The sequence below is a fragment of the Thalassotalea coralli genome (assembly GCF_055786205.1).
The window spans coordinates 205,705-221,006 of the sequence record NZ_JBVVBK010000003.1 but is presented as its reverse complement, the minus strand read 5'-3'; the positions used below and the strand labels follow the sequence as shown (position 1 = coordinate 221,006).

At 39.7% G+C, this 15,302-nt stretch carries 14 protein-coding genes; 8 read left to right on the top strand and 6 right to left on the bottom strand.

Features of this window, described 5'->3' with window-relative positions; genetic code table 11:
- Nucleotides 1–87 precede the first annotated feature (87 nt).
- Complete coding sequence (locus tag ACOB80_RS09150) at nucleotides 88–1,995, bottom strand: CocE/NonD family hydrolase (RefSeq protein ID WP_473165516.1); 1,908 nt, start codon at nucleotides 1,993–1,995, stop codon at nucleotides 88–90.
- Nucleotides 1,996–2,274: 279 nt separating this feature from the next.
- Between ACOB80_RS09150 and ACOB80_RS09145 the strand changes: the two genes are divergently transcribed.
- Nucleotides 2,275–3,270, top strand: coding sequence for an alpha/beta fold hydrolase (locus ACOB80_RS09145; protein WP_473165515.1), 996 nt, complete (start codon nucleotides 2,275–2,277; stop codon nucleotides 3,268–3,270).
- Here ACOB80_RS09145 and ACOB80_RS09140 read toward each other — a convergent pair.
- Nucleotides 3,263–3,952: a transporter substrate-binding domain-containing protein gene (locus ACOB80_RS09140; RefSeq protein WP_473165514.1), complete on the bottom strand. Its 690-nt coding sequence runs from the start codon at nucleotides 3,950–3,952 to the stop codon at nucleotides 3,263–3,265. The two genes, ACOB80_RS09145 and ACOB80_RS09140, sit on opposite strands and share 8 nt — an antisense overlap.
- 427 nt (nucleotides 3,953–4,379) lie before the next feature.
- Between ACOB80_RS09140 and ACOB80_RS09135 the strand changes: the two genes are divergently transcribed.
- The 3 genes from ACOB80_RS09135 (at nucleotide 4,380) to ACOB80_RS09125 (ending at nucleotide 8,323) form a co-directional block, all read left to right on the top strand.
- Complete coding sequence (locus ACOB80_RS09135; protein ID WP_473165513.1) at nucleotides 4,380–4,988, top strand: GNAT family N-acetyltransferase; 609 nt, start codon at nucleotides 4,380–4,382, stop codon at nucleotides 4,986–4,988.
- A 23-nt stretch (nucleotides 4,989–5,011) separates the two neighbouring features.
- A complete protein-coding gene (locus tag ACOB80_RS09130) occupies nucleotides 5,012–7,183 on the top strand; it encodes a hypothetical protein (RefSeq protein WP_473165512.1) in 2,172 nt (723 codons plus the stop codon).
- 261 nt (nucleotides 7,184–7,444) lie between these two features.
- Nucleotides 7,445–8,323 (top strand): class I SAM-dependent methyltransferase, encoded by an 879-nt coding sequence (locus ACOB80_RS09125; RefSeq protein WP_473165511.1) that lies wholly within the window; start codon nucleotides 7,445–7,447, stop codon nucleotides 8,321–8,323.
- Between the two features lie 121 nt (nucleotides 8,324–8,444).
- On the opposite strand, the gene ACOB80_RS09120 is transcribed toward ACOB80_RS09125, so the two are convergent.
- Entirely contained in the window at nucleotides 8,445–8,672 is a 228-nt protein-coding gene (locus ACOB80_RS09120) for a hypothetical protein (protein ID WP_473165510.1), read from the bottom strand.
- Between the two features lie 139 nt (nucleotides 8,673–8,811).
- Nucleotides 8,812–9,186 (bottom strand): diguanylate cyclase, encoded by a 375-nt coding sequence (locus tag ACOB80_RS09115; protein ID WP_473165509.1) that lies wholly within the window; start codon nucleotides 9,184–9,186, stop codon nucleotides 8,812–8,814.
- A 215-nt stretch (nucleotides 9,187–9,401) separates the two neighbouring features.
- Between ACOB80_RS09115 and ACOB80_RS09110 the strand changes: the two genes are divergently transcribed.
- Entirely contained in the window at nucleotides 9,402–10,481 is a 1,080-nt protein-coding gene (locus ACOB80_RS09110; protein WP_473165508.1) for an HDOD domain-containing protein, read from the top strand.
- Between the two features lie 17 nt (nucleotides 10,482–10,498).
- On the opposite strand, the gene ACOB80_RS09105 is transcribed toward ACOB80_RS09110, so the two are convergent.
- A complete protein-coding gene (locus tag ACOB80_RS09105; protein ID WP_473165507.1) occupies nucleotides 10,499–11,407 on the bottom strand; it encodes a TolB-like translocation protein in 909 nt (302 codons plus the stop codon).
- 388 nt (nucleotides 11,408–11,795) lie between these two features.
- Nucleotides 11,796–12,440 carry a ribosome biogenesis GTP-binding protein YihA/YsxC gene (gene yihA, locus ACOB80_RS09100; protein ID WP_473165506.1) on the bottom strand — a complete coding sequence of 215 codons (645 nt, stop codon included), beginning with the start codon at nucleotides 12,438–12,440 and terminating at the stop codon, nucleotides 11,796–11,798.
- A 203-nt stretch (nucleotides 12,441–12,643) separates the two neighbouring features.
- Between yihA and ACOB80_RS09095 the strand changes: the two genes are divergently transcribed.
- From ACOB80_RS09095 to ACOB80_RS09085, 3 genes are all read left to right on the top strand, one after another.
- Nucleotides 12,644–13,885, top strand: coding sequence for a c-type cytochrome (locus ACOB80_RS09095; RefSeq protein WP_473165505.1), 1,242 nt, complete (start codon nucleotides 12,644–12,646; stop codon nucleotides 13,883–13,885).
- A 178-nt stretch (nucleotides 13,886–14,063) separates the two neighbouring features.
- The gene (locus ACOB80_RS09090; protein WP_473165504.1) at nucleotides 14,064–14,684 is read left to right on the top strand and encodes a paraquat-inducible protein A; all 621 of its coding nucleotides are present in this window, start codon (nucleotides 14,064–14,066) and stop codon (nucleotides 14,682–14,684) included.
- A complete protein-coding gene (locus ACOB80_RS09085) occupies nucleotides 14,674–15,276 on the top strand; it encodes a paraquat-inducible protein A (RefSeq protein ID WP_473165503.1) in 603 nt (200 codons plus the stop codon). The genes ACOB80_RS09090 and ACOB80_RS09085 overlap by 11 nt, the downstream gene beginning before the upstream one ends.
- Nucleotides 15,277–15,302 lie beyond the last annotated feature (26 nt).

The following is a 15,302-nucleotide window of genomic DNA, read 5'->3' as shown; positions in this document are numbered from 1 at the left end:
GTGAATATGTTTGGTGTAGTCAGACATGAAGAAGGGCAATGAGGATTTACTCAATGCCCTTGTTACTTGGTCGCGAATTTTTATCGCTTACTCGACGATTTGAATCACTATATGAGAAGGGTAATCTTTCGAAGTATGAACTTTGTTAGTCGCCACAAACGTTTCTTTGGTGGTGAAGTTGTTCTTACCGGTATTTAAATTACGTTGGAATCGAGGGAAGTTACTTGAAGAGACTTCAATACGTAATTGATGACCTTTCTTGAACACGTTACTGGTAGTAATTGAGCTAACATCTAGCTCATAAACGTTACCTTGTTCCATGAATACCTCTTTGTCGTAGCCTTCACGATAGCGAACACGTTGAATCGTTTCATCTAAGTTCATTGCTTTACCATCAGGGTAAACGTCAAGAAGTTTTACTGTAAAGTCAGTGTCTTTAGCGTTTGAAGAAACATACAGCTTAATTTTGATCTTACCCGTTACTTCGGTGTCTTTTTCAAAAGGTGCTGTTGAGTAAACTAAAACGTCTTCACGCTCTTCGATTTTGCTGTTGTCGTATGAACCTGCTTCGCTTCCCCATAAGTTACCGCCTAATGACGGCACTGGATTTTTAGGGTCATAGTCAAACTGATCGAAACTTGTTTTACCTGACTTAGCGCTCTTAGCTGTTGTTAATAAGCCATCGCCAAAGCGTGTGTTCGCGCCTTTGTTGCTCGACAAGTAGTAAGTTTTGTTTTGTGCTTTCTTTGGTGGCCATTGAGCGGCTTCATTCCATTTGTTATCACCGAGAGAGAAGTATTTTACTTTTGGATAATTATTTTCAAAGCCGTTGTTCTCGTCTTTTGCGAAACGGTCAATAAAATCCCAAAGTTGCTGAGCAAAGTTAAAGCGCACGTCTCCAAGGTTCATATCACCGACCATGTGAGGTGTTTCTAAACGGTATTGTGCACAGTGTTCTGTTGGTGCGATAACGTGATATTGGTTGTCACGAATGCGCTTTTCCGATGCATTTTCAATGATGTGGTTAACAAGTTCTAAGTTTGGTGCTGTTGATAAATCAAACCAAGAGCTAACCCATAATGTAGGTACTTTATAGTCTGAGCCTTCGTGATATAGGCCTCCGTTGCGATCCCACCAAAGAGGATCTGCTGGGCTCATATTGCCCCATGTATTCCATACACCTTTAGGGCCGTTAAATTTCTCATACATTTCTGACATGGGTAAGTGCCATACCATTTCAGCTGGGTAATCGTGCGGCTCAGCCGTTAAGTCAGTGTATGTTGCAAGGCGAATAAGATCTTCACGAGACGTATCTTTTGGAAACCTTGGACGTTGAGTGTTTTGGTATGAATACATCCAAGTTAACAGTGATTTTTGCAATACACCACCACGATACAAGTTACCTTGCTCGTAAAACTCACCTACTTGACCAACACCAGCGCCATAAGCCATTGGAACGGCTGCTGCATGAGCAGGGTGACCCATTTCAGCTAAGGCCATTTGCCACTCTGCTGTTGACGAACAACCTAAAGTCGCCACTTTACCTGCAGACCATTTTTGTTGTTGAATCCAGTCAAGTGCATCCCAGCCATCAGTGCGAGGAAAGCCTAAAATTTCCCATTCACCGTCAGAAAAGTACTTACCGCGTTCATTTTGAATGACAAATACGTAGCCCTTACGCACTGCCTCAAGGGCATAATACAAATAAGCCGATGGACGGTTGGCATTGCCAGGTATCTGTTCGTTAAAGTTGTACGGTGTACGCCAGAATATGGCTGGCATCTTTTCTTTAATGTTTTTAGGAATATAAATTCTTGTTGCTAATCTTTCACCATCGCGCATTGGCATCATAACCATGCGTTCGATATGAGCCTCTTTTTCCAAAGCTTCACGGCGCTGTTCGTCCGTCATATCTTTGATGCTTGATTCCTTGGCACTCAAAGGAATAGAAAGTACTAATGTAAGTGCTAGTACAAACTGAATAAATTTATGCATTGTTAGGCCTTAGTATGCTTTTTATTTTTTGATAGAAACCAAAAATAATAAGTTATTTTTCGGTATACAATATATTTTAATTGAAGAGCATATCATGAGCAGTTCTTGCTCGCTAGTGTCCAGTTAATACTAGCGCATACTTCGATAAACCTCTATTTTTGTTAACTTAATGTAAAGCCACTCAAGCGCTGGGTAATAAAAATATTGGGACGTGTGCATCTTTTTTCTTCCATAGAGCATCTATCTATCGATTTTTCATACTTATAGAGAAGGAAATTTATGAAGTCGGTGATCAAATTGATATGTTGGGGTGTAGTCCTAGTTGTTACATTAGTGTGTGTGAGTGGCATCATTTATGAACAAATTTCACGAGAAAGTGCAGAAAAAAATTTGTCGCCTATCGGGCAATTTGCCGATTTAGGAAGTCACCGCTTGCATTATGTAAAAGTAGGGAAGAACAAATCAACCGTGGTTTTTGAATCTGCTTTTGACCCTGCCGGTCATTTGCAATGGCTTAATATTCAGCACGCTTTAAAGGATAACGCAACCACGATTTCTTATGATAGAGCTGGCTTAATGTGGAGTGAACGCGGTAGTAATCCGAAATCGAATGAAGCCATGGCGAAAGAGCTTTATCAATTATTGCAGCAATCAGGCGCAGCGAAACCTTACATTCTGGTTGGGCACTCTTTTGGTGGCATTTTGCTGAGGAAGTTTGTTGCTAGCTACCCAAACGATGTGGCTGGCGTTGTTCTTATTGACAGTGCTCACCCTAATAGTGAGCTGTTTATGTCGAGTGAGCTTTTTCAAATAACACAAGAAGCTCTGCCTTCAGCGTTCCTCAAGTTCGCTAATCAAGTGGGGTTACTGAGGTTGTTGTTTCAAAACGCATTTCCGCAGGAACCTGAATTTGATTACCACAACAAAATGTACCCGGCGCTGTTATACAAAAGTGCTAATGCAATTCTTGAAGAACAAGAAAACATGACAGCGATTAACAAACACGCTGCGCAAATAACGTCTTTTGGTGATATTCCAGTCACGGTTGTCACTGCATCTGATCCAACAAGATACGATAACCTTTTTGGAGACGAAGCAATGAAGCAGGAAATGCTTTTGGCGTGGCAAAATATGCAACATGATCTACTGAGCTTGTCGACCCAAAGTGAACAAATTTTGGTGGACAAGTCAGGCCATTATATAAATGAAGACAAACCTGAGGTGTTGGTAGAAGTAATCCAAAATATGATAGTTAAAACAGGGGGCGCTAATTAGCGGTTAGTTGAGATAATAATACCGGATCAATTGACTTTGGTGCTGCCATGTAAATATCCGTTTGGCTAATTTTAAATAATGGGATGTAATCGTCTGGCATTAGGTCGCGGCTTTGATCGTAATATGCTTTATCTGCAATAAAAAAGTCGCCACGACCACTTTTAACTATCTCGTAAGCAATTTTGGTTGAGCTGCTTGATACAAATAGCCCTGTGCTGGCATCTTTAAAACCTATTTTCCTAAATAGTTCGCATTGGGCTGAGCCCCGCACACAAACGGCGACTCCACGACTTCTTTTGAGTGTGCGAGGAGTGGCGAATTTCTTGAGGAGTCTAACTGGGCCGAATACGTAATCTTTCTTTGAGCCTAATTTTACCAACCAATGATAGTCATTTTCTCGTTCAGGTGTTCGGTCTAAATAGACTATAAGGGCGTGAGAGCTTTTATTGGTTTTTTCCAAAGCTCTTATCCAAGGCAAAGAGTGAAGATTATAAGCTACCCCTGATTTCTTAAGGAATTGGGTTATTTTTTGATAGTCGGCAGCTTTTCGATGTTTATTACTCTTGGTGTTTTCTAGGTCAGCAAAACCTGGGTAGTAAATATCAATTGCTTGCTGTGTTTGGGCAACGGCAGCACCAGACAACAACAAACTAAATATTAACAACAAAAAAACAGGTTTCACTCAACATCCTTTAAACAGATACTACAAAAGGCCCTTGTACAAGAAACAAAATAATAACATAAATCGCGATACGAGAAAAAGCGTTCTATATTGTCATTCTAGACAATAACTTACTAATAAACCTAATAAAACATGTGAAAGTATACAGCATTCACTAATGAGATATGTTGTACAAAGGTCTAATTGTTAAAATTATTGTTTGTAAAACATAGCGCTAAGCTAAGCTAAGGTGGTTTTATTGTGGTGAATGCAATACATTTATTAAAACTTACCGCTCATTAACGTTAATAAGTTTGTTTTTAAAATAGTCATTTGTGGTTAAACTCGAATCGCTTTCTTTTCCTCTGCTTTAGCAATAGCATTCATGGTTTATATTATTCGTGCTAAATTAATATGAATTTTCTCTCATCTTAAGACTTTGTATTTCATGATCACACTAGAACGGTTAACGTCGTTACAAAATCCTTATTGGCAACAAGTAATTTCGCTATACATAGATAGCTTTCCCGAGTGGGAAAGGGAGCCTATTAACGCGATTGAAACACATATAGCTGAAGATGATAGTTTTTGTGTTGTCGCAATTGAAAATGAGCGCGTTGTCGGTGCTTATATTTGTGATGTGGATCGTGATCTCAAATTTTTGCTGTTGTCTTACGTTTTTGTCGACGAAAAGCACCGTGGAAAAGGTATAGGGAAATTACTTTGCGCCCACCTTAAAACGTTTCAAGAGGAGCATAGTGCAAGCTTTAATTGGCTTCTGTTAGAAACGGAAGACTTTAATATGAGTTTCTACTTTAATTTGGGGTACAGAAAAGTTGCATTAGAGTACCTTTCACCTCACTATGACAGTGAAGAGTCTACTCCGATGAGTCTAATGCTGGCACACCAAGAAGATAAAATCCCGTTAACCCAATCGACTTTAAGACAAATCATCACCAGCATGTTTATTGAGGGCTACGGTTTGACTGAGCATAGTCAGCGATTGGTGGCTCAGTTAGAAAAAGTTCCAGAAAACATCAAGCTGTTAACAGAATAATAAGATAAAAGAATAGGGTTGAAATGGCGCTAGAAAATAAAAATGATCTGCTGATCACCTTTTGTGAATACATTCACAACGAAGCATTTGGTGATGGTTTAATTTGGGCGAAAAGTCGATTAGAGAAGCTTTACAACGGGCAGTTACCATTTGAATTAAATGTGGAAAAAGAACCACAATTTCAAAATCAAGCACAATTAGAACAGAGCCCTGAAGGTATTCTCCTGTATTACTGTGGCTGTTACTTAGCTGCGCGTGTATTGGTTGAAAACAGTTATCTGTATGTAAGAGCCCAAGCCTTTATCAACTGTGCGCAAGGCCTGCTCAATTTGCTGAAACCATCAGACACAATTACTGTTTTATATCACTTTGCTGATATTCAAAATGCTGTTTGTGACGTTGATCGCGCGGTTTATACCAGCCAAGAATTGATGATGTTACAGGCCGTCCAAAACATTAAAGGTAATTTGGCAGAAGTTGATGCTATTAATTGCACTGATCTAGGCTTACCCTATTTTGACCAAGTATTTCATTCTTACGCCCTTTATACCCAAGCGATAGATATTATCGCGCGTTTAAATAGTGAACGCTGGCAGCCAGTGAGTTACTTTAAGCAACTGGTTGAGCAAGAACGTCAACAATTTAAAGACATTATTGCGGCGCTAGAAAATAACAACGACTACATTTTATCTACCGATTTAGCCGCTCAATGGCCAGCGCTTGAACAATTTGCCAATAGGCCAGAAAACCTAAGTGGTGAACTTATTGTTGAAAACGGAACGGTATCTATTAGTTACTTTGCTACTTTGAACCATCACTTGATGGATCAATTTAAACGTCGTCTTGAAGAAAATGTGCAATGTGAAACTGATTGCCCTTTGAACTTAAAGTCATGGGGCTCTGCGCCGCCACAACCGAGTGAGATGTCAGATATTTGGTCGGGTCTTGCCGATTATGAATTTATCGATACTTATTTCTGGCAACTTCCCGAATTAACGATTCCGTTCAGAGTAGAACAAACGCAAATATGCAACTTGGTGTTTGACGTTGAGTTGACGTATTACTCCATGGGGGTTTTTGCTCTTAACTTGCGTAGCCCTATAGAGAATTTTTCTGCAAGTGCTGTACGACATGCGATAACCATTGGTACTCCGTTTGCGACAGAACAAAAGATCTCTTGGAATAAGCAAAAGTTTGGTTTGCTATCTAGCTTTGTCGACGCCCAATTTGATGCCCTTAATAAAATTTTGTCGAGTGTATTAGATTGGAGTAATGAGCGTGAACATGACCCTATTCGTTATCAAATACACGATAATCGTTTTGTCATGTTGCGAACCGACAAAGTAAAAGTAAAGGAAGGGCAAAGCGAGCGAGTACTCAATGCTCAGGAGTTAAGAGAGCATTACGCGTTTTCCGCGTTTTCAATTCCACAACGTGAAGCGCGCTGTGCTATTGATGACTGGTGTTTACGAGACAGGAAGCAAAACTCGTTGCCTGAACTCACCGGTTACTATAATAAAAATGAAGTGTTAATGGTAAGTCAGCACGAAGCTTTACTAGCCTTGACTGAGCAGCCGAACTGGTCACGAGAAACCGCAGAAGAGGTGGTATTAACAGCGGCCATCATTACCAATCTATTCCAGCTTTCAAATATTGTTTTATCGCAAATGCTTAAATCAAGCATCAAAGATGAAGTTGCCAATTTAAATGGCGAAGAACTCAAAACTAAAGCGTTGAAAAAGCGTATTGCTGAATATGAAAAAGAAAAGGAAAGCTTAGAAAAATTTTCGCAAGATGCCCAATGGTTGTTGGATGTTATAGAAGCGGGTGGGATGACCACTTATCCAGATCATACCAAGATGATGGATGAAATATTTACACATCTCAATTTTGAGAATCAATATTACCGAACCAAGCAAACACTGCTACAAATCAACAAGCTGCAAGATAATATTATCCACGAAATTTCAAAGATTTATAATCGAATGAGCAGCCGAATATCAAAGCACGTTAACCGAATTTTGTCGGCAGCAATGGCATTAATATCGATCGGGGCATTAAAAGATGTTTTCGATATTTTTAATGATGCTGACTTTGGCATGACCATTTCCGGTAAAACTCAATTAGGGGTTATCGGCGGCATTGGTTTAGTACTGATTTTAGTCTTTATCTTTAATAAAGAATCTAATTCATAGCCAAATTTCCCCCTATTTTTGAAGCAGTTGAAAGGTTTAGTTGATTGTGGAATATGCGCATCTGTCTGCTTAGCCTTTCAATTTGTGAACCCTTTAATTGTTGCATGTTTGACACACTTTTCATTTACCTCAAAAAAGTGGTTGTTGGTCTTGTTTGTTGAAATATTGACCATGTTTTCTCTGTCTTCGTGAATGTAAGCCATACTTGGTGCATACATTTAGTGTTAAGGAAAAAACAATGACTAATTCGAGGACAAAGACATGTTTCGTAAACGCCTGATTTCATCAATGATGATTACAGTAAGCGTATTATCTTCGTTTAACTCTGCAGCCTTTGCTCAAGGTGGCAATGCAGCAGATAACCAATCATTAACTGAGGTAATAGCTAGTCGAACTCAAGAAGACAAAGCGCGTGATAAATTTCGCCATCCACAAGAAACCCTGGCGTTTTTTAAAGTAGCGCCAGGTATGACTGTTACTGAGGTGTTACCCGGCGGTGGATGGTATAGCAAGATTTTAGCGAATTACTTAGGCTCAAATGGTGCGTTATACGGCCTTAACTACAATGACGATATGTGGGCGCGCTTTGGTTTTTTTGGTCAAGACGTTATCAAGCAGCGCATTGCTGCCACTAAGCAATTTCCAGAGAAAGTTAGTTCCTTTACCAATAACAAGATTAAAAGCGATGGCTACACATTTGCAACCGTGCCCGAATCTTTAAACAACAGCGTTGATCGTGTCTTATTTATTCGAGCATTACACAACTTAAAGCGTTTTGAAAATGAAGCGGGGACATTAACTGAAGCGCTAAAGGTAGCTCATCGCATGTTAAAGGATGATGGCTATGTTGGCGTTGTTCAGCATCAACTTTACGAGTCAGCATCAGAAGAAGGGGCTGATGGTACTAGAGGTTATTTGAAGCTAAGCATGGTCACCAAAGCGTTTGAGCAAGCGGGCTTTACTTTGGTTGCAACTAGCAATATCAATGAAAATCCAAAAGATAAGCCTTCAAATACTGATATTGTATGGCGATTGCCACCAACTTACTTTGGAACAGGAGAGGACGTTAAGAAAAAAAAGCAAGTAGACGCTATAGGCGAATCTAATCGCATGACCCTGTTATTCAAAAAAGCTAAGTGAAAGGGTTAAACAGATTATTCGTAAATAAAAAGGGCAGGAGGAAATTGAAGAAAATTCTCTTGCCCATTAACTAATTATGTGAAGGCGTTTAGATATCGTTTTAGTGAATAGGTATAAACCGTTACTTTGTAATATCGTTAAGCTTTTTTAAAAGGATGTAAACCAAGTAGGCGTTTACGCCAATAATAGTTACTAACAACTTGATTGCGGTGAAAGTATCAGGAGAATTGGCGTAAACTAAGCCGGCCGCAAAAAATGATAATGCCGCCAGAACCATTGAGAGTACTAATCCCAATTTAAAATCACTCTTTTTATCGTTTAGCTCGATTGTTTTTATTGCCTTAAGCATGCCCAATTCCTATTTTCTGTAATACTGTTTGATTTTCAATAAATCAATTGTTTCAAGCAAGTAGTCTGTAGTTAAAAGGATTTATTACACTAAGGGCTAGAAAATTTAACGCTGCCTGCGGTCTTTAATTTTCTCAATATTACTCAAGGTGTTTGACGAACACATCGTAAATCGCTTTATCCACTTCTGTGCCATAACATCTGGTGTGTTTAAACTCACCATCAACTTCATACACGCTGGAGTTATAGATAATGTATTTAATCTCGTGTTTTCCTTTAACACGTGCAGGGTAGTTTTTCAGTGTTTCAAATTTACTAAGTTTATCCATCATGTCAGCTAGGCAGTCAGCATCTAACTGGAACTCTTCTACATGACGACCTACATATTCAGAGTGCTTGTAACCTAGCACATCAAGCTCACACATATTTGCGTAAAGAATAATACCGTCGGAAGATACCGCATGAATTCCAATAGAGGAGTTATCAATAAATTCAGTAGGGTTTTCAATTAACATTTATGATACTTGCTAACTTTTGGTGAATGTCTTTAGTATAGGTCATTTTATTGTATTGGAGTCCAATTATTGGCCTGATGTCTCAAAATAGAAGTAAATTATTAATGTTTATTTGTTCTGTATTAACACTTTGTTGGTTTTCATGTTTAGTGCTTGGGGAAATAGAAAATCAACGCTAGAATTAACTATACACCCTGTCATTTTCTACCTATTACATGTTTCGTAAACTGCTCAGTAAAATCTTTTCTAAGAAAGATAGTAATGCGTCTACCAATTACTTTTATTTTGAAGAATCACGAAGTGAAAGCGCAGAAAGCGAACAAGATATTCAAGAGTCGGTTCAAACCTTTTCTTTTTCTGAGCAATCGACAGAAAGTCATCAGGTAAATGAATCTCTACCTAGTGCGTTTTTTACTTTAATTATGGACCCACCTTCGCAGGGTCCGTCTAATTCCAATATTGCACGTGTTATTGAAAGCAATATCGTTCGCCTTCTGCAACACCCAAAGTACATAGTCAATTCATTACCAATTGTTCCTGCGGCCCTTAGCCAGATCATTGAAAAGTCGCAATCAGATGATTTTGACGTGGACGAACTAATTACTTTGATAGAGCAAGACGCGATTATCGCCGCTAAGGTCATAGAACTCGCCAACTCTGCTATTTATAACCGCTCAGGTAAAGATGTTGTCGATTTACACAATGCTTTCATGCTGCTCGGACAAAAAGGGTTAACGGAAGGTGTTATTAACGGCTTTATCAGTAAAATGGTTCCCACCAAACAAGTCTACTATAAAAGCTACGGCAAACTTATTTGGCAACATAGTCAAATGACAGGGCTAATTGCAAAAGACCTAGCGACAAGCCAGCAGCTTAATCAAAGCGAAGCTTACCTATTAGGGTTACTTACCAACCTAGGAAACATGGTTATCTTTCATTTGTTAGTAGACGCATTTGCTATTGTGAGCCCAGACGATCAGCCAAACAGTGAAGACTTTAAGCGTTTAGTTTTAAAGTATGGCCCAGAGTTAACGTTAAACATTGCAAAACTTTGGGGCTTTCCACGAAACATTCTCAAGCCATTAGTTGCGCAAACCAAAATTATAGATACCGCAAGTTTCAAGGCATATGGTGAAAAGTACCCTATGGCACTAGCAGTATTTGAAGCAAGACAGTTGGCGATGGCGCAATTATTGATAGACCATAAGAAGCTTAAGCTGGATGAGTTGGACACCAACAAGGAGCTTTTGTTACTCAGCGAGAAGGCCAAAGTTTACACGTTTAGTGAAAACTAATTTTAAGCTTGGCGATATTACTCTTTAGGTCTAAGCCTTTCTATTGCTTCGGTACTTACCCAATAAAAGTTTGATAGCATGCCGCCTTCTTCATTATAGCGGCTAAAGAACAGGTATTTGCCGTCAGGTGTCACGCTAGGTACTGTTTCATAGTAAGAAGAGTTTACTGCTTCACCTAGGTTTATTGGAGCTGACCAAGAACCATCGCTCATCTTAAAATAAACATAAATATCTTTGTCTTTCCTGTTTTGATCTTTTGCAACTGCATCAACCAGCAAATAGTCTTGATTAGGTGAAATAAAAGGGTGTAGGCCAAAGGCAATATCTGCGGGGTTAGGTTTCGCGTACTTTCCACCTTTAATTGAAGAATAATACGTTTTAGATTTGAAAATATCGGTGTAGAACAAATCTCCGTTGTTAGCTATGGAGGAATAGAACACTTCTTCATTGTTAACAGGAGAATCTAGTTTAGACGGGCTAGACCAACCTTTATCCTGACGAGCAGCTACCCAAATCTTAGTGTCGGTAAAGTCTGCGTTATATGCGGTGAAATAGATTTTGTTATTGTCTTTACTGACAAAAGGGTGCATTTCACCGGCTTTCTGCCCTTTGGTAAGCGACAATTTCTTAATGGGTTGCCATACACCATTTTTAATCTTAGACGTATAAATAGCCGCAACATCATCTGGCTTCTGAGTTGAGTAATAGATTTCGTCTAATGCAGGAGAAAAAGCCATTCCGTACTCATGACGACCAGTTAATGAAACAATATCAAGAGCGAAAGGCTGTGCAGTTAATCCAGGTGGTTTTTGCCCAAAGTATGCTCCTGTTAATTGAGAAAGTTTGTTTTCTGCATAGCTGTAGCTAGCAAATAGCAAACAAGACAAAGAGACTGAAATTAAACTACGGGATAGATTAGTTGGCATAAAAACCTTCCTTATACGTTAGTGCGGTTAGCAGGCATTTAGTATAAGGAGCGCTGTCAGCAAAAGTAGCTAAACTAGCTTATTAAATAAGCACTTTATCTCATAAATTTTGTAGGAAATGTTTCAGAAAATTTCTAAAGTTTGTCGCCATATTAACAAATTACAACTTTTTTAGAGTAAAGACTTTACTTTTGTAGAGTCTATACTCTATAATTGAATTCGTTCCTAGCGGACGCCTGTTGTAATAATTTTTCTAGCTTTCCCCAAAGCTATCAAACCGGAGATGATTCATCTTCGGTTTTTTTTCGTCTTTAAAAAGGGGGAGGTGATTACTTTAAAAGGATGGCAGCCACTTTTTATCTGCGATTTTAAGTGACTGCTAAAAAATTTATTCTTCGATAATTAGGCTTTCGTCGTCTTCGCTGTTAGCAGAGGCTAACCAGCCACAAATGACTTGATTTGCTTGCGGTAATCCGGTTTTTTTCAGTGAAGAAAATGCTTGGACTTTAACGTCTCCACCTAAAGGTTTTAATGCTTTCTTCACCTTTAACACTTCGGCGCTAGCTTTACCTTGGGATAACTTATCAGCTTTAGTTAATAAAGCGAGAACGGGAAGTTCGCTGTCAATCGCCCATTCGATTAAGTCTTGGTCTAAATCTTTTAGTGGGTGACGAATGTCCATTAACACCACAAGACCTTTTAGTGATTCACGTTTTTCGAGGTATTCACCCAATGCGCGTTGCCATTTTTTCTTCATTTCAAGTGGAACTTTAGCAAAACCATAACCCGGTAAATCGACTAAGCGTTGTTCTGGTGAAACTTCAAATACATTGATCAACTGAGTTCGACCTGGTGTTTTACTGGTACGAGCTAAGCTTTTTTGTTGCGTTAAGGTATTTAGCGCACTTGATTTACCAGCGTTAGAGCGACCTGCGAACGCAACTTCAATACCTGTGTCGGCAGGCAGTTTACGAATATCAGGGGCACTGATGACAAATTTGGCTTTTGATAAATGGATTGCTAATTCAGACAAGCTAAATAACCTCGTTGCTGTTTCTTGGGGCGTCATTATATCTGTTTTTGGAAAAAATTCGTCAAAACCTTACTTTTTTTGCTGTTTTTTTTAACCTCCCACTTAAAAAATCTGTGGTTTCGTGTAAAATGCCGCGATAATTAAAAACTTTAGACTATGCTTGATTGGCTATGAATCAAGCGCAATAAAACAGAGAGCAATCCATGAAAAAAGTCTTATTTTCACTGGTCATCGGGTTGGGTATGGTATCTCAAGCCAATGCCTTTGCTGGTGACGCCGAAGCGGGCAAATCAAAAGCTGTAGTTTGTGCTGCTTGTCATGGTAATAACGGTATCGGTACTACACCTACTTACCCTAACATTGCTGGCCAACACGCTGATTACATTGTTAAGCAATTAAAAGCGTTTAAATCGGGCGAGCGTAAAGACCCTGTAATGGCGCCAATGGCAGTGAACTTAAGCGACCAAGACATGGCTGACGTAGCAGCTTACTTCGCGGCATTTAACCGCGATGGTTCTGCAAACGAATCAGCTTCTACTGGTGGCGGTGCTTCAGCGGCAACTCCTGCAGCTGCAGCAACTCCTGCTTATGTAGCAGACGCTGGTAAAGGTAAAGCTCTTTATGAACACGGTGACAAAGCGCGCGGCATTACAGCGTGTAAAGACTGTCACGGTAAAGACGGTAACAGTGATGTATTAATTAATCCTAACCTGTCTAACCAACACCCGGAATATATTGAAAAGCAACTTAGAAACTTTAAAGACAACGCACGTCATAACGCTGCGATGAACCAAGTTTCAGCAAACCTTTCAGATGAAGATATCGCTAACTTAGGTGCTTACTTTAAAGATCCAGCAGCCGTTGGTGAAGTTAAAGCGTCAGTTGCTAAAGTTGCTGTTAAATCATTTGTTGGCGATGTTGCTTTAGGTAAAGCTAAATCTGCAACATGTATCGCTTGTCACAATGCAGACGGTAACTCGTCAATTGCTATGTACCCGTCTATCGCTGGTCAAAGTGAAGCATACATTGTTAAGCAATTAAAAGAATTTAAATCAGGTGTTCGTGATAACGCAGTAATGGCTGGCATGGTTGCTGGTTTGAATGAAGAAGACATGCAAAACTTAGCGGCATACTACTCTTCTCAAACATTAAAGCCTGCAGCAGCGACAACTAGCGAAGAAGGTCGTAAACTTTTCGTTAGCGGTGATGCTCAACGCGGTATTACAGCATGTATTGCTTGTCACAGTGTAAACGGTGGCGGCATGGACAAAGCTGGTTTCCCTGCAGTTGCTGGTCAGCATGCTGATTACTTAAAAGCGCAACTTGAGTTATTCCGTGCTGGCGGTCGTGCTAATGACTTAAACGCTATGATGCAAGACGTTGCAAGCAAGCTTACTGATGAAGACATTAAGGCGCTAGCTAACTACATGGCCGCTCTTAAGTAAGTTATTCAACTTACATCAATTCTCTTCTAAAAATGCAGCCGATTGGCTGCATTTTTTTATCCCTAAATCATTTGGCTATTAGTTTCTATTCACCTAAACTAAATGTAATACTAGCAAGTATAAATCGCTCTTTTACAATAGCTTATGTAATTGAGGGGAAACGGTTTAGGGAGTAAGCGTGAGTTTAGATCTAGACAAGTTAATAGCGTGCCAGCATTGCGATGCCTTGGTAAAGCTTCCAGTGATTGCACCGGGAGAGAATGCGCTATGTCCTAGATGCGGCTCAAAACTGTTTTCTCGTAAGAAAAATACCGTCAATCGCACATTGGCAATTGCTTTAGCCGGCATGGTGTTATTTTTGCCTGCCATTATGCTGCCAATAATCGGTGTTGGTGCGGCTGGTCAATATAGCGAAGCATCGCTTATCCAATGTATTGCTACTATGATTAACGATGGCTATCCCATCATCGCGATGTGCGTGTTTATGTTTACTATCGCCATTCCTATTATTCGATTAGTTTCAGCGTTTTACGTCGCATTATCTTTAAAATTTAAACGTATCCGTCCTGGGCTTTTGGTTTTCTTTCGTTCTTATCACTTGTTAGATAGTTGGGCTATGGTGCATGTGTTCTTCCTCGGCGTCGTTGTTTCTATATATAAACTTGTTGATATGGCAGATGTAACTGCGGGTACAGGGTTAATAAGCTTCATTGCTTTATTGTTTTGTTCCACTTTAGTGTCGATTACGCTAGATCATCATTATGCGTGGGAGCAGATGGAGAAGGCTATTGAATCTTAGCGCTAAAGAGCTTGGCTTAGTATGTTGCCCGTATTGCCACAAAATGAATTATCTCGAGGGCGAGACGCAACGTTGTACGCGTTGCCATGCCAAGTTTCGTTCGAGAAAAGCAAAAAGTTTGCAATGGACGTTGGCTTGGACGATAGCCGCTATGGTCATGTTCATCCCTGCTAATGTCTATCCAATGATGCGCTTTTATACATTAGGAGTACAAGAGTCCTCCACCATACTTGAAGGCATCATGAGTTTTATTCAGTACGGTATGTACCCTATAGCGCTGATTATCTTTGCCGCCAGTTTTGTTATTCCCTTAGGGAAAATCGTCGGTTTAGGTATTCTCATGCATCATGTACAAAGCCCATGGGCAAAGAATGAAGTAAGAAAAACCAAAATGTACCACTTTGTTGAGTACTTAGGGCCTTGGTCTATGCTCGATGTTTTTGTGGTAACGGTAATGGCTGCCGTTGTGAACTTGGGCTTTATTACCACGATAGAAGCGGCATCAGGTATTACCTATTTTGCTTTAACCGTTATTTTTACTATGTTTGCCGCAGCCAGTTTTGATCCCCGCCTACTATGGGACAAAGATTAAGAAATAAAGATTAGATAACAGAGAAA

Bases quoted from the DNA above. Each gene is read 5' to 3' on its own strand.
- ACOB80_RS09125 (WP_473165511.1), top strand. From the start codon at position 7,445: ATGTTTCGTAAACGCCTGATTTCATCAATGATGATTACAGTAAGCGTA.
- ACOB80_RS09110 (WP_473165508.1), top strand. From the start codon at position 9,402: ATGTTTCGTAAACTGCTCAGTAAAATCTTTTCTAAGAAAGATAGTAAT.
- ACOB80_RS09135 (WP_473165513.1), top strand. From the start codon at position 4,380: ATGATCACACTAGAACGGTTAACGTCGTTACAAAATCCTTATTGGCAA.
- ACOB80_RS09130 (WP_473165512.1), top strand. From the start codon at position 5,012: ATGGCGCTAGAAAATAAAAATGATCTGCTGATCACCTTTTGTGAATAC.
- ACOB80_RS09105 (WP_473165507.1), bottom strand. From the start codon at position 11,407: ATGCCAACTAATCTATCCCGTAGTTTAATTTCAGTCTCTTTGTCTTGT.
- ACOB80_RS09120 (WP_473165510.1), bottom strand. From the start codon at position 8,672: ATGCTTAAGGCAATAAAAACAATCGAGCTAAACGATAAAAAGAGTGAT.
- ACOB80_RS09115 (WP_473165509.1), bottom strand. From the start codon at position 9,186: ATGTTAATTGAAAACCCTACTGAATTTATTGATAACTCCTCTATTGGA.
- ACOB80_RS09145 (WP_473165515.1), top strand. From the start codon at position 2,275: ATGAAGTCGGTGATCAAATTGATATGTTGGGGTGTAGTCCTAGTTGTT.
- ACOB80_RS09150 (WP_473165516.1), bottom strand. From the start codon at position 1,995: ATGCATAAATTTATTCAGTTTGTACTAGCACTTACATTAGTACTTTCT.
- ACOB80_RS09095 (WP_473165505.1), top strand. From the start codon at position 12,644: ATGAAAAAAGTCTTATTTTCACTGGTCATCGGGTTGGGTATGGTATCT.